A 23,274-nucleotide genomic window follows, 5' to 3' on the forward strand; every position below is an offset into this window, starting at 1 on the left:
AAAAAGAACGTCATTCAGAGCGCAGCGAAGAATCTCGCTCGCAACGTAGTTGAACGACACACATAGAACATCAACATGCAAGATTCTTCGCTGCGCTCTGAATGACGTTCTTTTTACCTCGTCACTTCGTCGCCTGATTTCCTCACACGCCCTTCAAAAACCACTGGCTCATCACTCGCTCGGCAGACTTGTGCTGGGGCGTAAAGTCGGCGTGGCGGCGGGCAGGGCCGTCGGGCTGCAGGCCGGGGTACCACTTCCAGATAAAAATGCCCTTAAACCAGGTCTTGGTCCAGAATGTCTCGAACAGGGCAGCATAGCAGGCCGCCTGGGTGGCCTCGTCGGTGGGTGCGAGTACGTCCAGCTTCTGGGGCCATTCCCAGGGCTTTGCAGCCGCGTCGGCGGTGGTTTTGTAGCCGGCTTCCGTAAACACAACGGGCTTGTTGTACTGCTTTTGCACGGCGGCAATGCGGCGCAGCGGCTCCTTCCAGCCGGCCAGCAGGCGGGCTTTCTTGGGGCTGGGTTCGGTGCTGAGCGGGAAGTAGGCCTGCACACCGATAAAGTCCAGCGCATCCCAGAACTTCACCTGCTCGAACTCGCCGCTCCAGTTGGCGGCGTACGTGAGCGGGCCACGGTACACCTGCCGGATTTGCCCGATAAGTGCCCGCCACTCAGCCTCGTGGCCCACGGTACGCTCCAGCTCGGTGCCAATGCACAGCGCGTCCAAGTGGCCCGCTTCGGCCAGCCGGGCATAGTGCAGGATAAAGGCCGAGTAGCTGCTGAACCAGGCCTGCCAATCGGCTTCGGAGGTCATGTTGATGTCGCCGGGCCAGCTGCCGCTGGGGCCGCGCAGCCACAGGTGGGGCTTGAGCAGCGTACGGATGCCACGCTGCCGTGCCCGTTGGGCCGTGAGCAAGATGCCCGCGTCGCTTTCGCCCCAGTAGCGGCGGCTGCCCGCGCCGGTGCGCAGCTGCACGGTCGGTTCGGCCGCGCCTGCCATCCAGCCAAAAGGCATCTGGGCAATCCAGGTCACGCCCGCCTTGCTTAGGGGTTCCAGGTCGAGGGTAGAAACCGAGTCGGTGCCCACCCAGCTTACGCCCCGCATCCGGCCATCGGGCGGCGGCGGGCCAGGGGGCCGGGTGGTTGCCGATGCGCGGAGCTCAAGCTGGGCCGGCACGGCGCGGGGCCAACTCCACCAGCCAGCCGCCAGCACCAGCAGCCCGGCGGCTACCAATAGCAGCGCGCTCAGCCAGCGCCGAAAAGAAAAAGAGGGGAGGGGCATAAGCAGCATAGCAACCGGGAAGATACGCCGGCCCCGCCCCCGATGCCACCGCTACGCCCGACATTGCGTAGATTTGTTTCGTACTCCTATCTGGCCCCGTTCTCCCGATTCATTTTGCTGCAAGCCATCAACGTCCGCAAGAGCTACAATACGCTCGAAGTGCTCAAGGGCATCGACCTGACGATCGAGAAATCGGAAATCGTGTCCATTGTGGGCTCATCGGGAGCCGGCAAAAGCACGCTGCTGCACATTTTGGGCACGCTCGACAACCCCGATTCGGGCGAAGTGCTGTTTGATGGCGAGTCGGTCAGCTCGCTGGGTCGCTCCGATCTGGCCCGGTTTCGCAACCGCCACATCGGCTTCATCTTCCAGTTTCATAACCTGCTGCCCGAGTTCACGGCCCTCGAAAACGTGTGCCTGCCGGCCTACCTGGCGGGCCGCTCCGAAAAAGAAACCCGGGTGCGGGCCCGCGAATTGCTCGGCATGCTGAACCTGGAGCGCCGCGCCGACCACAAGCCCTCCGAGATGAGCGGCGGCGAGCAGCAGCGCACGGCCGTGGCCCGCGCCCTCATCAACTCGCCCGAAATCATCTTCGCCGATGAGCCCTCGGGCAACCTCGACTCGCAGAACGCCCAAGAGCTGCACCAGATTTTCTTCCTGCTGCGCAAAGAACTGGGCCAGACCTTCGTTATCGTCACGCACAACGACCAGCTGGCCGAAATGGCCGACCGCACCATCACGATGAAGGACGGATACATCTGGGAAGGAGACAACTAAGCGGCCCATAGCCAGCCCAAGAATAGTATGAAGACGCCGGCCAGCCGCTGGCGTTTTTTTGTGCCCTGGCGCCAGTATTCGGGTAGGTTATGCAAGTGCTGTCGGCCGCCTATCGTAGTTTACAGTGCGGTGACTAAGCTAAAAAGGGTAGTGACTAATGATATTGGAAAAATTGTTTATAAGTGTCTGTTAATCAGTAATAAAAATTGTATAAAATTTAACGAATTTTTGCACTAATTGCGTGGGGTGTCGGTTATATACCCGAACCCAAGTATGTCACTACAGGAACCTAACGGAAAAGCACCATGAGCCAAGCAGTTAAAGCCCCCAAAGAGTCTGTTCGCAAGCCCAAAGTTGAAAGCTACGACCTGTCGCACTCCGACGAGACGCTGCACCTGGCGACCGATCTGGCTAAGTTTATCAAGGAAAATAAGCTCACGACCAACGTGCAGGGCAAAGAGTTCGTGAACGTGGAAGGCTGGCAGTACGCCGGCTCGCGCCTGGGTATTGTGCCCGTGGTCGAGCACGTCATCAACGTCAGCAATGAGCAGGAAATAAAGTACCAGGCCAAGGTTATTCTCTTCGACCTGAAGAGTGGCCAAACGGTGGGCGCAGGCTTCGCCGTGTGTTCCAGCAAGGAGCAGGGCAAGAAGTTCTACCAGGAGTTTGCCATCATGAGCATGGCCCAAACGCGCGCCATTGGTAAGGCCTACCGTAATATTCTGGCCTGGATTATCCGCGCTGCCGGCTACGAGCCTACCCCGGCCGAGGAGATGGACTACGCCGGCAACACGCCTACCGTGGCCGAGACGCCCGCTCCGGCTCCGCAGGCTGCCCCGGCTGCGCCCGTGGCCATGAAGGCGGTACCCGCTGAGTCGGTTGCTGCTGCTGCGCCATCGGCTCCTGCTTATGCCTCGGCCTCGCAGAAGGAGGAAATTATCCGTCTGCTCAACCATCCGGTAGTTACCCGCGCCGAGAAGACCAAGATGTTGCTCAACATCAACCGTCTCGACGAGGAGCGCGCTACCCAGGCTATTGCCAAGCTCAAGAAAGCCATTGACGACCGTGAAAACGGTCAGACGGCCGCCGCCGCTTAATCCTCAGGCTGCAACCCAAAGCCCGGTTCCTGCAAAGGAGCCGGGCTTTTTTGTGTGGCGGCTAGGCCATTACAATTCCTCGTACAGCCACGCCATCTGGCTACGGCTCACGGCGGCCGGCAGCAGGCGCATTAGGGTATTACGCAAGCCAGCCAGAAGCGGGTTTTCCAGCTGCCCCACACGGCCCAGCTGCCACGAGGTGCGCACGATGCGGGCGGTGCGGGCTTGGCGCTGCTGCTCGAAGGCCCGGAAGGCGATGGGCAGGTTGTTGGGGGAGGCGCTCAGGCAGCGAGCCAGCACGGCGGCGTCCTCGATGGCCATGCCCGCACCCTGGCCCAGGTTGGGCGTGGTAGCGTGGGCCGCGTCGCCGAGCAGCAGCACCCGGCCACGGGCGAAGTGCGCCAGCGGTGGCAGGTCGAGAATGTCGTTCCAGAGCAGTTCGTTATCGTGGGTGAGGGCCAGCAGCGCGGGCACCGGCGCATGGAAACCGGCGAATTCGCGCTGCAGGTCGGCCACCCGGTAATCTTGGAACCTGGGGTTGCGCGGCTCGGCGCTGTTGAGGCAGGCAAACCAGTACACCCGGCCGCCGCCCACCGGCACGTAGCCAAACCGCCGCCCCGCCCGGCCCCAGGTCTCGCCCGATTCGCCGACTGGCAGCTTCAGCACGCTTGCCTCAACCACGCCGCGCCAGCAGGTGTAGCCGGCGTAGCGCGGGTGCGCCGCCGGCCACAGCTGCCGGCGCACTCGCGAGTTCAGCCCGTCGGCCCCCAGCAGAGCATCGGCGTGGGCCACGGTGCCGGTAGATAAATGCGCCGTTACGCCTGCTTGGGTCTGCTCGAACCGTTCGAAGGGGTTACCCAGCTGCACGGTGTCCGGCGGAAGGCCCGTTAGCAGCGCCCGTTGCAGGTCGGCCCGATGGATGCCTACGTTTTCGAAGCCCAGCTTTTGCGTGAATTCGGTGGTGTCGGCGGCTTGCAGCACGCGGCCCTGCTGGTCGAGCAGACGCAGCTGACGCACCGGTGCGCCAACTGCGGCCACGGCATCGTGCAGGCCCAGCTCGTGGAGGGCGCGCATAGCATTAGCGCCCAGCACTACGCCCGCGCCCACTGCCCGCAGCTCGGGGGCGGCCTCGTGCACCCGTACGGTGTGGCCCAGGTTCAGCAGGGCGTGTGCCGTAGCTAAGCCCCCGATACCGGCCCCGATAATGATGAAATGAGCCATACGCTACCATAAAACAGTGAAACGCTACGCCGCTCTGCGCTACTTTCCTATGTAGCGGCGAAGCGTGTAACCCGCGCAAAAAAAGGCCCGGAACAAGCTGCTCCGGGCCTTTCAAAAATACCAATTAGCAGCGCAATCAATTCAGAAAGCGCGAATCTACGCTTACTTTTTGCCTTCTACTTCTTCGTAATCCACGTCGGTTACGTTGTCGGAGTTGGCACCCTGCTGGCCGTTGCCACCGGGCTGGCCGTCGGCACCCCCGAAGGGGTTACCACCGTCGCCGCCGCCGGGCTGGCCGCCTTCGGGGCCGCCCTGGGCGTACATCTCCTGCGAGGCAGCCTGCCAGGCCGTGTTGATGGCGGCCATGGCCGTATCAATGGCGCCGAGGTCTTTGCTCTCGTGGGCCTTCTTGAGGTCGGCGAGGGCATCTTCGACGGCCGTTTTGTTGCCGGCGCTCAGCTTGTCGCCGTACTCGGTCATCTGCTTTTCCGTCTGGAAAATCATGGAGTCGGCCTGGTTGACCTTCTCGATTTTCTCGCGCTCGGCCTTGTCGGCTTCGGCGTTCGACTGCGCTTCCTGGCGCATCCGCTCGATGTCGGCGTCGGAAAGGCCCGACGAGGCTTCGATACGGATTTTCTGCTCCTTGCCCGTGCCTTTGTCCTTGGCCGTTACGTGCAAAATGCCGTTTGCATCAATGTCGAAGGTTACTTCGATCTGCGGAACGCCGCGCGGCGAAGGCGGAATAGAATCGAGGTGAAACTTGCCAATGGTGCGGTTCTGCGAAGCCAGCGGCCGCTCGCCCTGCAATACGTGGATTTCCACGCTTGGCTGGTTGTCGGAAGCCGTCGAGAACGTCTCCGATTTCTTGGTCGGGATGGTGGTGTTGCTCTCGATGAGCTTGGTCATTACGCCGCCCATGGTCTCGATGCCGAGGCTGAGTGGGGTTACGTCGAGCAGCAATACATCCTTCACTTCGCCGGTGAGTACGCCGCCCTGAATGGCCGCGCCAATGGCTACCACTTCGTCGGGGTTTACACCTTTGCTGGGCTTTTTGCCGAAGAACTTCTCCACTTCCTCCTGGATGCGGGGCATGCGGGTCGAACCACCTACCAGTATCACATCATCGATGTCGGAAGTGCTCAGGCCAGCATCCTGCAGGGCCTTTTTCACAGGCTCCATGCTGCGCTTGAACAGGCTGTCGGCCAACTGCTCGAACTTAGAGCGGCTCAGCTTTACTACCAAGTGCTTGGGGCCCGAAGCCGTAGCCGTGATGTAGGGCAGGTTGATTTCGGTTTCCGAAGACGAAGACAGCTCCACTTTGGCCTTCTCGGCAGCTTCCTTGAGGCGCTGCAGGGCCATAGCATCTTTGCGCAGGTCGAGACCCTCGTTTTCCGAGGCGAACTGGTCGGCCAGGAAGTTGATGATTACCTGGTCGAAGTCGTCGCCGCCGAGGTGGGTGTCGCCGTTGGTGCTGAGCACCTCAAACACGCCATTGTCAAGCTCCAGAATCGAGATATCAAACGTACCACCGCCGAGGTCGTACACGGCTACTTTGTGGTTCGAGTGGTCTTTGTCGAGGCCGTAAGCCAAAGCAGCGGCGGTGGGCTCGTTGATGATGCGCTTCACATCGAGACCGGCAATGGCACCGGCTTCCTTAGTGGCCTGGCGCTGGGCGTCGTTGAAGTAGGCAGGAACCGTAATAACGGCTTCGGTTACGGTGGTGCCCAGGTACTCCTCAGCGGTCTGCTTCATCTTCTGAAGCACCATAGCCGAGATTTCCTGGGGCGTGTAGTTCCGGTCGCCAATTTTCACGGTGGCCGTGTTGTTGGTGCCGCTGGTTACATCGTAAGGCACGTTCTTGGCCTCTTCGGAAACCTCCGAAAAGTTGCGGCCCATGAAGCGCTTGATGCTCTGGATAGTGTTGTTGGGGTTGGTAATGGCCTGGCGCTTGGCGGGGTCGCCCACCTTACGCTCGCCCTTACCGTTGTCGAGAAACGCGACAATCGAAGGGGTAGTACGGCGGCCTTCGCTGTTCGGAATTACCACCGGCTCGTTGCCTTCCATTACGGCTACGCACGAGTTGGTGGTGCCGAGGTCAATACCGATTATTTTGCCCATGATGTTAGTTGTATGTAGAAAGTAGGTTGTCAGTTGAAAAAGGGCCGAAACCCTCGTACAGCCCTATTTACAAGAGACGTACCAGCCCACGAAATGCGTGTTTCGAATGACAGATTGTCATTTTCTAGGGCTGCATGGCTGCTTTTCGTGTCGGACTGACTTTCTACGGGAATACGCAGGGCAGAACTTCTGCCAGCCGGGCAGGTGAGCTAGGCCTGATGAGTTGCTGAACGGGCAGTAGCGCGAAGCTCCAGCTTCGCGTAGTGTTGAACAGAAACACTCTCGAGTCAGCAACGACCCGTGAAGCTGGAGCTTGGCGCTATTGCCCGCTCAGAAACCCCGCCACCGTGCGCTGCCACAGCGCTTCGTGCCGCCACCAATACGGCTCGTGGCCGGAGCCAACAAAATCCTGGCGTTGCTTAGGACCGGCAAGGTTGGTGAAAATGGCGTCGGTTTCGGGGGGGGTAACGCGCGGGTCAGCAGTGCCCCACATGAGTAGGGTAGGAGTTGCTACGCGGGCGGCATAGGCGGTGGCGTTGAGGCCGAATGCGTTGAAACCGTTAGCCGCGCCGCCCCAGAACACCAGCAGATTGGCCATCGGAAACGCGGGGATGCGCATGGAGCGGAAACGGCTCTGGGCAGTGGCCAGCATCGAGCCGTAAGGGCATTCGAGCAGGTTGGCCGTGGGCCTCACGTCCAACTCCGCCTCCGCCCGCAGCGTGGCTACCGCGCCCATCGAGTTGGCATAGATAAACACCGGTCCTGGCCGCCGCTGCAGCCAGCGTACCACAGCCGCCACATCGGCCGCCTCGCGGTAGCCCACTGTGCAGCGGTAGCCCGCCGAGTTGCCGTTGCCCGCAAAATCGGTGAGCAGCACGTTGTAGCCGAGTCGGCGAAAGTAGCCGGCTTCGTGCAGCAACTGGCTTTTGGAGCTGGTATAGCCATGAAACAGCGCCACCGTGCCCCGCGCCCGTGGCACCGCGCCGTACCAGCTTTCCAGCCGCCCATTGGGGCCGGGTAGCCGCACGGTGGCGTACGGGAACGTGGGCACGGTGTGGTTGCGCGGTTTGGGCGTGCGTACGCCGGTGGCTAGCACCCACAGCTTGCCGGCCAGCGTCAGCTGCTCGGGGCTACCGGCTTTTTGGCCGTCTGCGGCAACAAAGTGGGTGAAGCGCCAGGCGTGAAAAAAGGCCACCGCGTTCAGCAGCGCAAAGCCCAGCGCTACGGCCAACAGCCCCCGTCGCACCAGCCGCCGCCACGGCATTAGCCGCGCCGCTTGGGCCCGCCGCCCGCTGTACCGGGCTTGCTGCCGGGTTTGCCGCCGGTTGGTTTCGTGCCGAAGGTTTTGCCGTTGCCCCCTCCGCCGCCAGGTCTGGCGCCGGCCGGCCGGCTACCAGCCGATTTCCCCCCGGCGGGTTTACTGCCCGCTGATTTTCCTGGCGCATCGGCCCTGTTGCCGGCGGGTTTCGGGCGGACTGACTTGGGCCCGCCGACGGGCCGGTTTGGTTTGCTGCCGGCTGCCTTAGTGCCGGGAGCCATGAAGCCGCCGCGGTTTCCGCCGGTTTTTTTGCCGCCGGGCGGAATGCCGCCAGGCCAGTATTCCGAGCTTTTAGGCGTTTTAAAGGTGCCGGCCGCGGCTGTCTGGGCCGCCATGTCTTCGGTGAGCAGGCGCACTTCGGTATTGGTCAGCTCGCGCCACTGGCCGGGCTGCAGCTCGCCCAGGTCCATATCGGCAATGGCGGCGCGCACGAGGCGGAGGGTGGGGTAGCCCACGGCGGCCGTCATTTTGCGCACCTGCCGGTTCATGCCCTGCGAAATGCGGATTTGCAGCCAGCTGGTCGGAATGTTGGCCCGGAAACGGACCGGCTTGCTCCGTTCCCACAGCTCGGGCGCCTGGGGCAGCAGCTCCACTTCGGCGGCCGAGGTATAGCCGGTTTTCAGGTCCACGCCGCGGCGCAGGTTTTCGAGGGCTTCGGGCGTGGGTTCGCCTTCTACCTGCACCCAATAGGTTTTGGGCACCTTGAAGCGCGGCTCCGACAGCCGGTGCTGCAGCTGCTTGTCGTCGGTGAGCAATACCAGCCCCTCCGAGTCGTAATCGAGCCGCCCGACGGGGTAGATGCCGGGTATCTCCACAAAATCCTTGAGCGTCTGCCGGCCGGTTTCGTCGGTGAACTGGGTCAGGACTTCGTAGGGCTTGTTGAGCAGGATGTAGCGCATGGGGGAGGTGAAGTAGGAGCTTTTCTGTCATCCTTCGCAAGCGCAGGATGAGGTTGTGCAAAGGTACGGCTACTGGGCCAGTCGCCGCTTCCGTACGCTTTCGGCAATCAGCAGGCGCACCTCGCCGTTGGGGCGCACCACGTACTCGCCACTGTCGCGAATCAGGATGCCATCGGGCGTCTGGTCGCGGTAGTCGTGGTACACCAGAATGCCAATGCGGGCTGTGTCGGTGGGCGTGGGAGCGGGCGGCGCAGGCAGGCCGTTAATCCGGGCCATCTGGGCCAGGTACAGCAGCGAGTCGCGGCGGGTGTAGGGTTGCAGCCGGAACTTGCCCGGCGCGTAGTTGCGGGCCGTCGAAACCCGGTTGCGCAGGAAATCCTGCACGGCCAGCTCGGCCTTTTTATCGGTTGATTTCGCGCAGCCAGTGAGCAGCAGAACGGTAGCGAACAGGGGCAGGTATTTCATAGAATGATTTTGTAGGGGCGGGGCTTGTACCCGCCCGCCGTTAAAGCGTTGTTGTGGCATGATGTAGGAGCGGGGCCGTTGAAATAATTCAGGTGGGGGCGTTCAACGGCGGGCGGGGACAAGCCCCGCCCCTACATTGTGCAACTGCCTCACACGCCGCCGGAGTATTTACGGGTGGCCCATTCGGCCGTAACCAGGGCCAGCAGCAGGAAAAACAGCCATTTCAGGTTGATGAGGTCTTTCAGGTCTTCCTGCTCGTAGATGACGGGCTTGTAACCGGCCTTCTCGATGTCCTGGGCTAGCTGGTCGATTTGAGCGGGGAAATAGAGGCGCTGGCCACTGCGGCGGGCCAGCTGGGCCAGCAGGTTGTGGTCGGCGCGGCTTTGCAGGGCTTCGAGCTGCTGCTCCTGCACCAGCACTTCGCCGGCATCCTGCTGGGCCTGGCCGCCGAGGGTGGCGCGGGCCTGGTAGCGGTAGAGGCCCGCCGGCAACTCGCCCAGATGCACGGGCGCACCGTCCGGGGTGGGGGCAAAGCTGAAGGTGCGGACCTGCTGCTGCTCGTCGGTGAGCGTAAGCGTGACGGGCTCACCGTAGGTTCGCTCGAAGATAGCGTTGTAGGTTTCTACCCCGAAGGTTACGTCATCGGAGGTGTTGAACGCATCCTGGGTCGGGTACACGTCGAGGCGCTTGCGGTTGGCGTTCTGGGTGAGCAGCTGCAGGGTTCGTAGCACCAGCCGGTCGTAGGCTTCGGGCTTGTCGTCGTGCTCCACGGCTTCCTGCAGGCGCCATTGCCAGCTTCCTTCGGTGAGCAGCGTGGCCTGCCGCCGGGCAGGCGTACCGCCAAAAACCAGCAGCGGTTTCTGAGTAGCCACGCGGCCCACCCGCTGCCACAGTGCGGCCTCGGCCCCGCCGCTGAGCCGGGCCTCGCCGAAGGGCACCGGTGCGGGCGGGTAGTCGGCAAACCGCTTCAGCGCGTCCTCCTCGAAAGAAAACCGGTTGAAAGCCGGGTTGGGTACGGGCGTTACGTCGTCGGTTTGGGCGCCGCGGGGCTGCACCGTCAGGCCGGTGCCCAGGCGGTTGTAGGCCCCAAAATCAGACTGCGCCCCCAGCACGTACAGGGCCGGGGCGCGCCGGGCGGCCACCTGGGCCAGTACCTCGGCGCCCACGCCCGAGCGGGCCGGCAGCTGGTGCAGAATGGCCACGTCGAAATCCTGGTTTTTGAGCGGACTGATACCGGGCAGGTAGGTAATCAGGTCGAAGTTGTCGTTTTGCTGGATGGCGGCGCGCAGGGCCTTGAGGTCGGGGTGGGGGGCGGCGCCGGCCAGCAGCACCCGCAATTTGCCCTTCACCACATCGAGGTAAGCAAATTTGGTGTTGTTGAGCAGCGTGAACTCGCCCGGCAGCGGCACGGCCCGCACCTCGTAGCGCCGCTTTCCGGTGCCGGTGGCCGTGAGCGTAAATATGGTTTTAACTCGTCGCTGTCCGGCCGGCAGAGCCACGCGCCTGGTTTGCAGCACCCGGCCTTTTTCCAGCAGCTGCACGGTGGCCGTAGTGCCGGCCGGGTAGCCGTCGTAGGCCAGCTCGGCTTCAATCGGAAACTGGTTTCCGCTGAAAGCCAATCGGTTGTAGGTCAGAGCGGGCAGGCTTACATCTTTTTTCGGGATGGTGTCGCCTACGCCTAGGGTATAGAGCGGGAAGCGGTAATCGGCGAATTCGGGGGCCTGGCCCTGGTTTACGAGGCCATCGGAAAGCAGCACTACGCCCGCCAAATTACGGCCCTGAAATGTTTCGCCGATACCGGCCAGCAGCCCGTCGAGGTTGGTGGCCGGGGCCCCAAACTGCACCGAGTCGGGCCGGGTGGCGCCAGTGGCCGCGAGCGTGCGCGTTTCTACCGTAAAGCCCTTCTGGCGCAGTGTTTCGGCCAGCCGCGTAAGGCCCGTGGTGGCCTGCTGCAGCACGGCCGGCGGCGTAAACAGCGCCACCGACTTCGAGTCGTCGAGGGCCAGCACCAGGGTCGGCTTCTCGGTGGTAGTGGTGGTGGATTTGAGGAAGGGGGAGAGCAGCAGAAAGCACAGGAAGCTCACCACCACGAAGCGTACGGCCGCCAGCGCGTAGTTGACGGGCCGGCTCCAGGGTGCTTTGGCCGAGTAAAGCAGGGCCGCGTAGCCCACGCCCACCAGCAGGCACAATCCAATCAACCAGGGAGAAGCAGATAACAGCAAGAGCCGACGTAATCAGTGGAAAGCCAATAACCCCCGGTGCGGGCGCAGAGTTGCGCGAAGGTACGATTGAGTGGTTAGTGAGTGGCAGTTGGTAATGAAAGGTCATTCAGAGCGCAGCGAAGAATCTCGCCTGTAGTTGATGCAACAGTATTCCAGCGTTAGCACGCGAGATTCTTCGCTGCGCTCTGAATGACCTTTCTCCACTAACCACTAACCAACGCCGCGCACTGCCGGGCAATTTCCAGTTCCTCGTTGGTGGGGATAACCAGCACCGGTACGCGGGCGCCGGGGGCCGAGAGGTCGCGCAGGCCGGGGGAGCGGCGCTGGTTCTGCTCCTCATCGAGCTGAATGCCCAGGAAATCCAGGTTCTGGCAGGCCAGGCCCCGCACGCGGGCGTCGTTTTCGCCCACTCCGCCCGTAAATACCACCGCTTCGGCCCCGTTGAGGGCGGCCAGGAAGGAGCCGAGGTACTTTTTGATGCGGTAAGCATACAGGTCGTAGGCCAGCCGGGCGCGGTCGTCGCCGGCTTCGAGCTGCCGGGTAACGTCGCGCATATCGGTGTGGCCGGTGAGGCCGAGCATGCCGCTTTCTTTGTTGAGCAGGGTCTTCACGGCGTCGAGCGAGTAGCCCAGTTGCTCAACCAGATAAAAAATAACGGCCTGGTCGGTGTCGCCGGCGCGGGTGCCCATCACCAGCCCGTTCATCGGCCCGAAACCCATGCTGGTATCCACCGAGCGGCCGGCTACGGTGGCCGTCATGCTACAGCCGTTGCCCAGGTGCACCGTAATAATGCGGGCTTCGGGCTTGTTCAAGTAGCGGCGGGCCTCGTCGCACACAAACTTGTGGCTGGTGCCGTGGAAGCCGTAGGCCCGCAGGCCGTGCTCGGTGTACAGGCGCTCGGGCAGGGCGAAGCGGTAGGCCTGGGGCGGCAGCGTGCTGTGGAAAGCCGTGTCGAACACCGCCACCTGGCGGGCCTGCGGGAACAGCTGTTCGGCCACCTCCATGCCCAGCAAATTGGCCGGGTTGTGCAGCGGAGCCAGTGCAAATAGCTCCCGGATTTTGGCCTTCACGGCCGTCGTCACCAGCGTAGGGGCCATGAACTGCTCGCCCCCATGCACCGCCCGGTGCCCCACCACGGCCACCTCCTCGGGACTTTGGATGACGCCCAGTTCCGGGTCCGTCAGCAACGCTAGCGCCAGTTGCAGGCCGGCGCGGTGGTCGGCAATGGGCTCGGTGCGGGTTAGGGTACGTTCCTGGCCGTCGGGGCCGATGGCGGTATGGGTAAGCTGGCCCTCGGTCTGACCGATGCGCTCGATGAGGCCCCGGCACCGCGGCTGCTCCTGGGGCCAGGCAAAAAGCTGGTACTTAAGTGAGCTGCTGCCGGAGTTGATAACGAAGATGTACATTATTTGAGCTGTTAGCCTTCAGCTGATAGCTGTTAGCTTTCTGGGTGGTGAGTGAGGTATAAGCCTTGCGTGGCGCACGTGACGTGAGGCGCACGCAAGGCGCAAAGTAAGCCAATAGCGCCCGTCTGCAACCCGGCTGCTGCTGCAACTACTGCCCGGCCACCGCGTACCCCGTAGCCTGCCCCGGCCCCGCACCGGCCGCCGCCCGCACATGAAACGCCTGCTGCTCCTGCTCCCCCTGCTACTTTCCGCCACCATGACCTCTGCCCAGCTCCGACTCCCCACCGAACCCGTCCTCACGGCCGAGGCAGCCCTGGCCATGGTGCAGGCCGCCCGCGCCGAAGCCCAGAAGGCCGGCCACGCCGTTTCCATCACCGTAGTCGACCGCTCGGGCCAGACGCTGGCCGTGCTGCGTGACCACCAGGCCGGCGTACACACGCTCCGGGCCAGCTACAAAAAGGCCTACACCGCCGCCTCCCAAAAGCGGGAAACGGCCGTCATTGCCCGCGGCATCAAAGACGGCAGCATCCCCGAAGACATCCGCTACCTCGACGAAAACGTGCTGATGATGGATGGCGGCGTGCCCATCGTCGTGAGCGGCATCGTCGTGGGCGGCATCGGCGTCGGCGGGGCCCACGGCAACGAGGACGCCCGGATTGCCAAGGCGGGGTTAAGGGTGCTGGGGGAGTAGGGATGGTTGTGAGGATGCTGAACTTCGATAACTTGAAAGGTCCGTTGAAACATAAATCTATTTTTTTACGCTAAAGTGCAGCTTTGTAGATGAATTGTCCTGAAAGAATAGAATTGATTTTAACATACAAACATGATTCAGGGGGTGCAGAAATATTTACAGAAAAAGTAGATGCTGTAAAAATAGGAGATTATTATAAGTTAGTGCATATTCCAGCTTTCGCTCCCAATATTGCTTATGGGGACATTGTAAAAGTTGAGCTTGAAGATGGAGAGTTTCACTTCGATGAGCTGATTGAAGAGTCAGGTTACAGTGTAACCCGGGTTGTCGTTTGGAAGCCAGAATGCAAAAGCAGGGTGACAGCCACGTTAGATGAATTTGGGTGTGGTGTGAATACACATATAAGAGACAACTACGTGGTTGTAAGTATCCCGCCGGAAGTGCTTTACTCACCCATACGAGCTTTCTTACTCGCAGAAGAATTGTTAGGCAATATAGATTTTGGAGATTGTTTGAGCGGAATACATGCAACTCAGATATAAGTCAGCTCTTTTACTAGTTGTGATTTTTATGAGCTTTTTAGTGGTGAAAAAAATATTTTAGTTGATATTTTGAAAGATTGTAAAATCCTGATAAATTAATCACCCCTAAACCAAAGCCGCCGCCACTTCTCACGAAGCAGCGGCGGCTTTTCTAATGGCCTCACTTAAACCCTACTCCCCGCTGGTACCAGCTGGTCCTTCAGCGGCGGCCGGGGTGTCGCCTTCGGGACGGGGGCCGCGGTTGTTGCGGTTGCGGCCGCCGCGCTTGCGGCGGCGCTTTTCGGCTTCACCAGCTCCGCCTTCAGCTCCTTCGATGTGGGCGCCGGGGGCGTCGGCGGGTAGGGGCAGGCGCGGGGCCTGGCGCTGGCGGGTGGGGGCGGCGTTCTGGGGTTCGCCTTCGCCGGTAGGCGTCACCTCGCCTTCGGGGCGGGGCAGGCGCGGGGCGCGGCGGGGGCGGTCGTCGCGCTCCGGGCGGTCGTCGCGGGGCGGGCGCTGGTAGGGCTGGGCGGGTGCCTGGCCGGCATCGAGGGCCGCTAACGCCGCCTGGGCGCGGGCGATACGGGCCTGCTGGTCGGCGTCGGGCTTGTCGCCGCGCCGGTCGGGGCGGTTGCCGCCCGAACGGCCGCCACCGTCGCGGCCGCCGCCACCTGACTGAGCGCCGCCGCCGGAGCGACTACCGCCGCTGCGGGCGCCGCGCTCGGGACGGCCGCCGATTTTGCCGCGCAGGCCGCTGAAACGTTTGGGGTCGAACTCGGGCGCTTCGCCCAGGCCCAGGCCCTCGGTGATGCTTTGCTTCTCGACTTCGCGCTCAATGAGCTGCTCAATTTTGAGCACCCGGTCCTGGTCCTGGTCGGCAATGAAGGTAATGGCCGTGCCTTTGGTGGCGGCGCGGGCCGTGCGCCCGATGCGGTGTACGTAGTCCTCGGCGGCGCGCGGAATATCGTAGTTCACCACGTGGCTCAACGAGTCGATGTCGATGCCGCGGCTGAGCACGTCGGTGGCCACCAGAATCGGGAACTGCTTGTTCTTGAACTCGCGCATAATCTGCTCGCGCTCTTCCTGGGTGCGGTCGGAGCTGATGCCCTGGGCCACGTAGCCCAGCTTGTTGATGGCCCGCACGATGCCACTGACGGCCGCTTTCTGGCTCGTGAACAGCACCATGCTATGCACCTCCTGGGTTTTGAGCAGGTGTTCGAGCAGGTAGATTTTCTGGCGGTCGAAGGCCATATAGAACTGCTGGTCGATGCCGGCGGCGGGCTTGCTTACGGCCAGCCGGATTTCCTCGGGCTCCTGCAGCAGCTGCTTCGAGAAGTCGCGGATTTTAGTGGGCATGGTGGCCGAGAACAGCAGCGTCTGGCGCACCTTGGGCAGCTGCCGCACGATGTTGAGGATGTCATCGGAAAAGCCCATGTCCATCATCTTGTCGGCCTCGTCGAGCACCAGGTATTTCAGGTCCTCAAACTTCACATAGCCCATTTGCATGTGGGCAATCAGGCGGCCGGGCGTGGCCACAATAATGTCGGCCCCCGAGGTGAGGGCGCGCTTCTGCTGCTCCCAGCCCTCGCTTTTGCCGCCGCCGTAAATGGCAATCGAGCTGGCTTCCACGAAGTAGCCGAAGCCCGTTACCTGCTCGTCAATCTGGGTGGCCAGCTCGCGGGTAGGCACCAGCACCAGCGTGGATGTGGTGCCGTGTTTGGCGTGCGAAATCTTGTCGAGCAGCGGCAGCAGGTAGGCGGCGGTTTTGCCGGTGCCTGTCTGGGCGCAGGCAATCAGGTCTTTGCCGTCGAGGATTTTGGGGATGGCCTGCTCCTGGATGGGGGTGGCCTGCTGGTAGTTCATGGCGTCGATGCCGGCCAGCAAATCGTCGTGGAGGTTGAATTCGGAAAACGTCAAGGTTCAGCTTGAAATAGAGGATGAATAAAGGCTGACCTGTCGTTTCCCGGCCAGCAAACCGCTTGTGTACTCTGCCAACAAAGATACGGCAGGAAAGATGGACTGAAATATTCCCCCTTCCAGCTTCCGGCCCGCTAAAAGCTGCGGCCGCTGCCGTAGTAGCCCGGCGCTTCGGCCCTACAGGGAGTCGTGCGTCAGAACCTCCAGCTGCCAGCGGAGCTGCTCGGGGCCTACCGGGAAGGGTTGGCCATGGCGGATGGTCTGGTACACGGCCTCGAACAAGCCAAGGTAGTTGCCAGTCGGGGCCGCTAGCCGTTCGGTACTGAACTGGCCCGGCTCGGTGGCCAGCGTGAGTATGCCTTCGGCCCCGGCGGGCTCGTGGCCATAGCTGGCGGCAATAAGGGGGAGGCCGGCTACCAACTGGCTTTCCTGCACGTCGGCACGGTTTTTTTGGAACGAGCCGGCGGTGCCGTGCAACACGTAAGCCGGGCCTGGCGCGGCCGTCAGCAGTGAGCCGGCCACGAATACGTGCAGGCCCCTGGGGTACTCCAGGTGGGCGTGGAAGTAGTCATCGACCTGCGAGCCGGGACGGTGGCTGGCGCGGCTGAGGCGGTGGCGCAGGGGCCGGCCGAACAGGCACAGGGCCTGATCGAGTACGTGGGGACCGAGGTCGAAGCTGAGGCCGCTGCCGGGGGCGGTGGAGTCTTCTTTGAACTGCTTGGGGTTGAGGGCCAGCTTGTACCTGTCGAAGCGGAAATGCACCTCTGTGAGCCGGCCCAGCCGGCCGCTTTCCACTACTTGGCGCACCAGCTGAAAGTCGGAATCCCAGCGGCGGTTCTGGTAGGCCAGCAGGTGTCGTTGCTGCTGCCGGGCCAGCGTCAGCAGTTCGTCCAGTTCGGCCACGGTGGTGGCCACCGGCTTTTCGATGAGCACGTGCTTACCTGCCAACAAGGCCTGCCGGGCCAGCGCGAAGTGCGTGTCGTTGGGCGTGTTCACCACCACCAACTCCAGCGCCTCATCGGCCAGCAGTTCGGCCACCGTATCGTAGCTGATAATATCCGGGTACGTTTCGGCGGCGGTTTTGCGGCTGCGCTCCACCACGGCTTGCAGCGTAAAGTGGGGGCTGGCCTGCAGAAAGGGCGCGTGGAATACGCGGCCCGACATACCGTAGGCCAGCAAGCCGGTTGAAATGGGCATATTCTAGTTGTTCGTTGTCAGTTGTCAGTAAAGAACGTCATTCAGCGCAAAGCGAAGAATCTCGCCTGCTGACGTATTAACGGTTCGTTCAACAATTCCGAGTGAGATTCTTCGCTTCGCCCTGAATGACGTTCTTTACTGACAACTGACAACTGACAACTGACAACTGACAACCAGCAACAAACAACCAGCCCATGCTCGACCGTTTTTCCACTCAGGCTAAACTCTATGCCCGTTTCCGGATCAGCTACCCGCCGGAGCTGTATGCATGGCTGCTGCCGCAGGTGCCGGGCCGCGCCCATGCCTGGGACTGCGCCACCGGCAACGGGCAGGTGGCGGCCGTGCTGGCCGGGCACTTCGGGCAGATAGCGGCCACCGACATCAGCGCCGCCCAGCTGGCCGAGGCCCCGGCGCTGCCCAACGTGGCGTATCAGATCAGTCCGGCCGAAAACACGCCCTTTGCAGCCACGAGCTTCGATTTGGTAACCGTGGCCCAGGCACTGCACTGGCTGGAGCCCGCCGCTTTCCACCAGGAGGCGCGGCGGGTGCTACGGCCCGGTGGCGTGCTGGCCGAATGGGGCTACAAATTCTGCCATTCCGACAGCCCGGCGCTCAACGAGGCCCTCAATAGGTTTCACAACGAAACCGCGGGCCCCTACTGGGACACCAACCGCCAGCACATCAAGGAGGAATACGCCCGCATTCCGTTTCCGTTTGCCGACGTGCAGCACGCACGTTTCGAGGTGCGGCGGCAGTGGCGGGTGGCCGATATGCTGGGCTACCTGCGCTCCTGGTCGGCCACGGCCAACTACGCCCGCCAGCACCACGGCGCCGATTTAGTAGCTTCGGTAGCCGACGAACTGACGGCCCTGTGGGGGCCGGACGAGCAGACCATTACGTTTCCGGTATTCGGGCGGCTGGGCCACAAAGACTAAACCGCACCGGAGCGCGTTACGCCCTCGTTTCCGGTAGTGTTTGCCCTATGCTGTTTTCTGTTTATCCGCGTGTGCTGGCCCTATTTTACCGCAGCGTTCTGCCGCTCACGGGGCTGCTGTCGGCTATTATTGCGGGGGCCGATGGGGTTAGCGCCGGCCTGCTGGGCACGCCGTGGCCACCGCCGCTGAGCGCGGGGCTGGTGCTGCTGAAGCTGAGTACGTTTCCGCTGGCGGCCTACCTGCTTGGGCGGATGCGGCCCTATCAATACGGCTTCTACCGCAACCTGCATTTGGCCCCGTGGCAGCTCTGGGCCTTCGTGGCGGTGCTGGATACCGGGCTGTTTGGCGGCCTGATAGTGCTGCTCCACTTACTGTTCGCCTGATGCCAACGCCTGATTTTGCGCCTTCTGCCGGCCCGCCCCATGTGCTCGAAGCCGACGGCATCCAGCTTCGGTTTGGTAACCGCGTGCTGCTGTCGGATGTGTATTTGCGGGTGGATACGGGCCAGATCGTGGGCCTGCTGGGGCGCAACGGCTGCGGCAAGTCCACGCTGCTGCAAACCGTGTTCGGGGCCCGGTCGGTGGCCGATGCCTCGGTGCGCCTGAACGGGCGGCGGGTGGTGCCGGCCTACCGCCGGCCGGGCCTGCTCAACTACCTGCCCCAGGCGCCGCTGTTGCCGCCCGGGCTCACGGTGGCCGCCGCCGCCCGGCTGCTCGGGGTAGATGCCACCGCCGCCCTGCACGACTTCCCGGAGCTCCTGACGCAGCTAAACCAGCCGGCCGGAAGCCTGTCGGGCGGCACCGCGCGGCTCGTGGAGGTGCTGCTGTTACTGCACGCCGACACTCACTTCACGCTCCTCGACGAACCCTTTACCGGCGTAATGCCCGTGCACACCGAAGCTCTGGCCGACACAATGCGCCGCGTAAAGTCGCGTAAGGGGCTGCTGCTCACCGACCACCGCTACGAGGAAGTGCTGGCCCTCTGCGACGCCGTATACCTGCTGCACGACGGCCGCCTGGAACTGCTGGGCGACACGGAAACCGGCTTGCGCGACCGGGGATATTTGCGGTAGGAAGTGAACGAGAGGTGGAAAGTGAAGAGGCCTGATAAAAATGAACGTCATTCTGAGCAAAGCGAAGAATCTCGCGTGCTGGCATTAGGATGCTAAAAGGGCAGTTACTTTGGCACGCGAGATTCTTCGCGCTGCTCAGAATGACAGTGCTTTCTCATTCAGAATCCCGTACCGTTTCTCACTTCTCACTTCTCACTTCTCACTTCTGATGACAGAACTTCCCCTCTATGGATTGCGCGTGCTGGAACTGGCTTCCGTGCTGGCCGGGCCGCAGGTGGGCCAGTTTCTGGCCGAGCTGGGGGCCGAGGTACTGAAAATCGAAGCCCCGGCCGGCGACGTAACCCGCTCCTGGCGCACGGCCGCCGAAAGACCCGACGCGCCGGTTTCGGCCTATTTCAGCGCCGCCAACTGGGGTAAAACCAGCCGCGTGCTCGACCTGACTACCGCTGCCGGCCAGGCCGAACTGCACGCCCTGGCCGCCACCGCCGACATCGTGCTGGCCTCCTACAAGCCCGGCGACGCCGATAAGCTCGGCGCCGATTACGCCACGCTTTCGGTCCTGAATCCGCGGCTGCTGTACGGCGCCATCACCGGCTACGGCCCCGCCCACTCCCGGGCCGGCTACGACGCCGTGCTTCAGGCCGAAACGGGCTTTATGCACTTGAATGCTGCCGGCCCCGGCCAGCCACCCCAGAAAATGCCGGTGGCCCTTATCGACCTGCTCACGGCCCATCAGCTCAAGGAAGCCCTGCTGCTGGCGCTGTACCGGCGCGAGCGAACCGGCCGCGGCGCCCTGCTCGAAGTGTCGCTGCACGACAGCGCCCTGGCCTCGCTGGCCAACCAGGCCGCCACCTGGCTGGTAACTGGCCACGAGCCGCAGCCGCTGGGCTCGGGCCACCCCAGCATCGTGCCCTATGGCACCGTGTACCGGGCCGCCGACGGCACGCAGTTGCTGCTGGCCGTGGGCTCCGACGGGCAGTTCCGCCAGCTTTGCGCCGTGCTGGCCCGGCCGGCCTGGGCCGCCGACAGCCGCTTCAGCCGAAACCCCAACCGCGTGGCCCACCGTCACGATTTGGAGCAGCTGCTGGCCCAACGCATAGCCGAGGTAAGCGGCACGGAGCTGCTCACGGAGCTGGAAAAGCGCGCCGTGCCAGCCGGGGCCGTGCGTACGGTGGGGGAGGCGCTTAACCAATCTGCGGCCCGCTCTATGCTGCTGCCGCCCACAGCCGGTTTCCCGCACCCAGGCCTGCGTACAGTGGCTTTTCGGAGCAGCGCCTGGCCCGTAACGGATGCGCTGCCAAGGCCACCCATTTTAGGCAGCAGGTAAATCATAGGCCACCGTTTTGTGAACGGAATGGCCGGTTGGCTGTACCAAGAAGCGTGGATTTCCCGTAAGTAGAGCATCTCTACCTGATTTTCATCCGCGCTTTCAGTCGCGCCTCCACTTTTCTCTGTTGCATGGACGACGAAATTTCCCGCCCCGCCAAGCTCACCCGTTCCCCGGGCCCCCCACCCACCAGCGCCCGCAAGCCCATCCGTACAACGGCCGATGCCAGCTTGGCCGGCGCACCCAACACCAACGGCAATGAGCCCCAGGCCCCCGGCGACCCGGCTGCCGCCCCCGCCGACCGTCTCAACCAGATTTTTGAGGGGCTGCGGCAAAAATCCTCGGCCAAGCAGGCCATCTACCGTCAGACGCAATCAACCTTTGAGCTGCTGCGGCATGCCTCGCAGCTGCTGGTAGAGGAGCTCAGCAGCAAGGTGGCGGCCGTCGATGCGTCGGTGATGATCGAGTACCGGCCGGTTAATGAGATGGAGTTTCATATCCGCTTCAGCGGCGATTTGCTGGTGTTTGTGCTGCACTCCAACATCGTTACTTTTCCCGACGACTACGGCCCCATGCCCACTAAATACGTGGAGGAGGACTTCCGGCGACGGTTTTTTGGCCATATCATGGCCTACAACTTTATGGCCGACAGCATCAAGTACCAGCGCCTCAACGACCCCGGTTACCTGGTAGGCCGCCTGCTCATCAACATCGACCAGCATTATTACCTCGAAGGGGTGCAGCAGCTCGAACTACCCGACAACGACATGTCGGACAATAGGGTGACCGAAGACGCACTGCGCCTGTTCGTGGAAAGCGCCATGATTGCGGCCGTCAACAACGACCTCATTGCTCCGCCCATGACCGATATCCAGAAAATCACCGTCAAGCAGAAGCTGGAAAACCAGCAGGTGAGCCGGGGCAGCAAAGTCGGCTTCAGCTTCAGCAACCAGCAAAAACCCCATAACATCGACGGGCTGCAGTACTGATTCCGCTGGCAGGCGACCAGGGCAACAGGCCGCTTGTTGGCTACCGCGCCGAATAGCCCACTTTCTCGCGCACTTTGTTTAGCACGACCGAGCCGTAAGCCTGGGCTTTACGCGCCCCTTCAGCCAGTTTTTTATCTACTTCGGGCAGGTTCTGGCTGTAGAAGGTAAACTGCTCGCGCTCCTGAGCGAAGCGGGTGCGGATGGCCTCAAATAGCGCCTGTTTGGCATGGCCGTAGCCGTAACCGCCGTTGAGGTAGTTCTGGCGCATTTCGGCTACTTGGTCGGCGCTGGCTACCAACGAGAACAGCTTGAAGGTGGTGTCGGTGTCGGGGTTTTTGGGTGCTTCGAGCGGGGTGCTGTCCGAAACAATGGTTTTGATGGTTTTGAGCAGCGTTTTGTCATCCACGAAAATGTCAATGGTGTTGCCATAGCTCTTGCTCATCTTCTGGCCATCTACGCCGGGCACCAGCATCACCTGCTCATCTACGCGCGGGCGGGGCAGCACCAGGGTTTCGCCGTAGCGGTTGTTGAAGGCCTGGGCCATGTCGCGGGCAATTTCGAGGTGCTGCACCTGGTCTTTGCCCACCGGCACGATGTCGGCATCGTAGAGCAGGATGTCGGCGGCCATGAGCACGGGGTAGGTGAATAGGCCCGCATTCACGTCGCTCAGCCGGTCGCTTTTGTCCTTGAAGCTGTGCGCGTTGGCCAGCATCGGGTAAGGCGTGAAGCAGCTTAGGTACCAGGTCAGCTCCGTTACCTGCGGCACATCCGACTGCCGGTAGAACAGGTTTTTATCGGTATCAAAACCGCAGGCCAGCCAGGCGGCGGCCACGGCGTAGGTGTTCTGGCGCAACAATGCCGCGTCGCGCACCGTAGTCAGCGAGTGCAGGTCGGCAATGAAGTACAGCGAGTCGTTGGCCGGGTTTTTCGACAGCTCAACGGCAGGCAGAATGGCGCCGAGCAGGTTGCCTAGGTGCGGGCGGCCGGTGCTCTGGATGCCGGTAAGGATGCGGGACATAGGGTTTTAAGCTAGTAGCCAGCAGCTGTTAGCTGTTAGCTTGATGTTGTACGTAAGTATGGTTGCAGAATATGGTGCCTGCACCGTCCATTATTCGAGTTGCCCAGCAGTTGGTTCGGGCGTCAATGGGCGGTGGCGGCCGGGTAGGTCTACCTTTAGTCCAAATCTATTGGCTTTGCGAGAGGGCCATCGAAGGGTTGCCCAGTGTTGATAGCCTTAACAAAGAAAGCGAGGTTGTCGATGGATACTTTCTTATCAGCCAATAGTTGTTGCAAGTCCGGGCGGGTGGTAACATAGGGAGCCAGCGCTTCGCGAAACTTTTTACCCGCGCCCAAGTGCTTGCCTATGCCCGAAGAAGCATCGTAAGGAATGGTCAGCGGCCGCTCCTCTACTCCGGTTCGGGCAAGCAATAGAGTAGGAATGTAGCCCCCGTCATAGCGCATCAGGCAAAAGGTACCGCTGTCGAGGAGCTGCACGAAAACGGGTCTTTTTATTTCCAGGTAGCCAAACGTGTTTTTGATGCTAAAATCCTGGAGAGCAATGAACCGCTGTTTGGCCGTGCGTACGTAGTACACCTCTTCGGGCTTCCATTTACTGACCTCACCCCGCTCGTCTTTGGCAACCAACTGACTTGCGAAAACCTTAAGCCTGGCCGGGTACTGCTTGATTCGGTTGTCCGTGAGAATGTAATATCCTAGGTCACCAGGGCCAATAACAACCGTATTATCATCTATTTGTGCCCGCGCTTCTGTTATCAATCCACTGATTAGAAGAATGGAAGCCAGTAAAAAAATACGCATCATACTAA

Annotated in this window: 21 protein-coding genes; 9 read left to right on the plus strand and 12 right to left on the minus strand. The window is 62.0% G+C overall.

Annotated features, from left to right (window positions below; genetic code table 11):
- Positions 1-142: 142 nt before the first annotated feature.
- Positions 143-1,279 carry a glycoside hydrolase family 113 gene (locus J7E24_RS05175; RefSeq protein ID WP_215135830.1) on the minus strand — a complete coding sequence of 379 codons (1,137 nt, stop codon included), beginning with the start codon at positions 1,277-1,279 and terminating at the stop codon, positions 143-145.
- 114 nt (positions 1,280-1,393) lie between these two features.
- Here J7E24_RS05175 and J7E24_RS05180 point away from each other — a divergent pair, with 114 nt between their 5' ends.
- Positions 1,394-2,056, plus strand: a complete 663-nt coding sequence (locus tag J7E24_RS05180) for an ABC transporter ATP-binding protein (RefSeq protein WP_092740471.1) — start codon at positions 1,394-1,396, stop codon at positions 2,054-2,056.
- Positions 2,057-2,361: 305 nt separating this feature from the next.
- On the plus strand, positions 2,362-3,153 hold the full coding sequence (locus tag J7E24_RS05185; RefSeq protein ID WP_215135832.1) for a hypothetical protein: 792 nt from the start codon (positions 2,362-2,364) through the stop codon (positions 3,151-3,153).
- A gap of 69 nt (positions 3,154-3,222) precedes the next feature.
- Here the strand turns inward: J7E24_RS05185 and J7E24_RS05190 are convergent, their stop codons facing one another.
- The 7 genes from J7E24_RS05190 to J7E24_RS05220 form a co-directional block, all read right to left on the minus strand.
- The gene (locus J7E24_RS05190) at positions 3,223-4,374 is read right to left on the minus strand and encodes an FAD-dependent monooxygenase (protein ID WP_215135834.1); all 1,152 of its coding nucleotides are present in this window, start codon (positions 4,372-4,374) and stop codon (positions 3,223-3,225) included.
- A gap of 162 nt (positions 4,375-4,536) precedes the next feature.
- Positions 4,537-6,492 (minus strand): molecular chaperone DnaK, encoded by a 1,956-nt coding sequence (dnaK, locus tag J7E24_RS05195; RefSeq protein WP_215135836.1) that lies wholly within the window; start codon positions 6,490-6,492, stop codon positions 4,537-4,539.
- A gap of 319 nt (positions 6,493-6,811) precedes the next feature.
- Positions 6,812-7,723: an alpha/beta hydrolase gene (locus tag J7E24_RS05200; protein WP_215135838.1), complete on the minus strand. Its 912-nt coding sequence runs from the start codon at positions 7,721-7,723 to the stop codon at positions 6,812-6,814.
- A gap of 32 nt (positions 7,724-7,755) precedes the next feature.
- A complete protein-coding gene (locus tag J7E24_RS05205) occupies positions 7,756-8,709 on the minus strand; it encodes a pseudouridine synthase (protein ID WP_215135840.1) in 954 nt (317 codons plus the stop codon).
- 69 nt (positions 8,710-8,778) lie between these two features.
- Positions 8,779-9,174, minus strand: a complete 396-nt coding sequence (locus J7E24_RS05210) for a hypothetical protein (RefSeq protein WP_215135842.1) — start codon at positions 9,172-9,174, stop codon at positions 8,779-8,781.
- A gap of 149 nt (positions 9,175-9,323) precedes the next feature.
- Complete coding sequence (locus tag J7E24_RS05215) at positions 9,324-11,372, minus strand: VWA domain-containing protein (protein ID WP_251047026.1); 2,049 nt, start codon at positions 11,370-11,372, stop codon at positions 9,324-9,326.
- Between the two features lie 227 nt (positions 11,373-11,599).
- Positions 11,600-12,802: an acetate/propionate family kinase gene (locus J7E24_RS05220; RefSeq protein WP_215135844.1), complete on the minus strand. Its 1,203-nt coding sequence runs from the start codon at positions 12,800-12,802 to the stop codon at positions 11,600-11,602.
- Between the two features lie 211 nt (positions 12,803-13,013).
- Between J7E24_RS05220 and J7E24_RS05225 the strand changes: the two genes are divergently transcribed.
- Both J7E24_RS05225 and J7E24_RS05230 read left to right on the plus strand, forming a co-directional pair.
- Entirely contained in the window at positions 13,014-13,493 is a 480-nt protein-coding gene (locus J7E24_RS05225) for a GlcG/HbpS family heme-binding protein (RefSeq protein WP_215135846.1), read from the plus strand.
- An 89-nt stretch (positions 13,494-13,582) separates the two neighbouring features.
- Positions 13,583-14,035: a DUF4265 domain-containing protein gene (locus J7E24_RS05230; protein WP_215135848.1), complete on the plus strand. Its 453-nt coding sequence runs from the start codon at positions 13,583-13,585 to the stop codon at positions 14,033-14,035.
- Between the two features lie 171 nt (positions 14,036-14,206).
- Here the strand turns inward: J7E24_RS05230 and J7E24_RS05235 are convergent, their stop codons facing one another.
- Both J7E24_RS05235 and J7E24_RS05240 read right to left on the minus strand, forming a co-directional pair.
- Positions 14,207-15,928 (minus strand): DEAD/DEAH box helicase, encoded by a 1,722-nt coding sequence (locus J7E24_RS05235; protein WP_215135850.1) that lies wholly within the window; start codon positions 15,926-15,928, stop codon positions 14,207-14,209.
- A 177-nt stretch (positions 15,929-16,105) separates the two neighbouring features.
- Complete coding sequence (locus J7E24_RS05240; protein ID WP_215135852.1) at positions 16,106-17,125, minus strand: Gfo/Idh/MocA family oxidoreductase; 1,020 nt, start codon at positions 17,123-17,125, stop codon at positions 16,106-16,108.
- Between the two features lie 194 nt (positions 17,126-17,319).
- Between J7E24_RS05240 and J7E24_RS05245 the strand changes: the two genes are divergently transcribed.
- The 5 genes from J7E24_RS05245 (at position 17,320) to J7E24_RS05265 (ending at position 21,448) form a co-directional block, all read left to right on the plus strand.
- A complete protein-coding gene (locus tag J7E24_RS05245) occupies positions 17,320-18,060 on the plus strand; it encodes a class I SAM-dependent methyltransferase (protein ID WP_215135854.1) in 741 nt (246 codons plus the stop codon).
- 47 nt (positions 18,061-18,107) lie between these two features.
- Complete coding sequence (locus J7E24_RS05250; protein WP_215135856.1) at positions 18,108-18,443, plus strand: hypothetical protein; 336 nt, start codon at positions 18,108-18,110, stop codon at positions 18,441-18,443.
- On the plus strand, positions 18,443-19,132 hold the full coding sequence (locus J7E24_RS05255; RefSeq protein ID WP_215135857.1) for an ATP-binding cassette domain-containing protein: 690 nt from the start codon (positions 18,443-18,445) through the stop codon (positions 19,130-19,132). The genes J7E24_RS05250 and J7E24_RS05255 overlap by 1 nt, the downstream gene beginning before the upstream one ends.
- Before the next feature lie 208 nt (positions 19,133-19,340).
- The gene (locus J7E24_RS05260; protein ID WP_251047027.1) at positions 19,341-20,459 is read left to right on the plus strand and encodes a CaiB/BaiF CoA transferase family protein; all 1,119 of its coding nucleotides are present in this window, start codon (positions 19,341-19,343) and stop codon (positions 20,457-20,459) included.
- Between the two features lie 131 nt (positions 20,460-20,590).
- Positions 20,591-21,448: a hypothetical protein gene (locus J7E24_RS05265; RefSeq protein WP_215135859.1), complete on the plus strand. Its 858-nt coding sequence runs from the start codon at positions 20,591-20,593 to the stop codon at positions 21,446-21,448.
- Positions 21,449-21,488: 40 nt separating this feature from the next.
- Here J7E24_RS05265 and trpS read toward each other — a convergent pair whose 3' ends face one another.
- Positions 21,489-22,466 carry a tryptophan--tRNA ligase gene (trpS, locus tag J7E24_RS05270; RefSeq protein WP_215135861.1) on the minus strand — a complete coding sequence of 326 codons (978 nt, stop codon included), beginning with the start codon at positions 22,464-22,466 and terminating at the stop codon, positions 21,489-21,491.
- A gap of 155 nt (positions 22,467-22,621) precedes the next feature.
- Positions 22,622-23,269, minus strand: a complete 648-nt coding sequence (locus tag J7E24_RS05275) for a hypothetical protein (RefSeq protein WP_215135863.1) — start codon at positions 23,267-23,269, stop codon at positions 22,622-22,624.
- Between the last annotated feature and the right edge of the window lie 5 nt (positions 23,270-23,274).

It is taken from the genome of Hymenobacter sp. ISL-91 (genome assembly GCF_018613725.1).
Lineage (GTDB): Bacteria > Bacteroidota > Bacteroidia > Cytophagales > Hymenobacteraceae > Hymenobacter.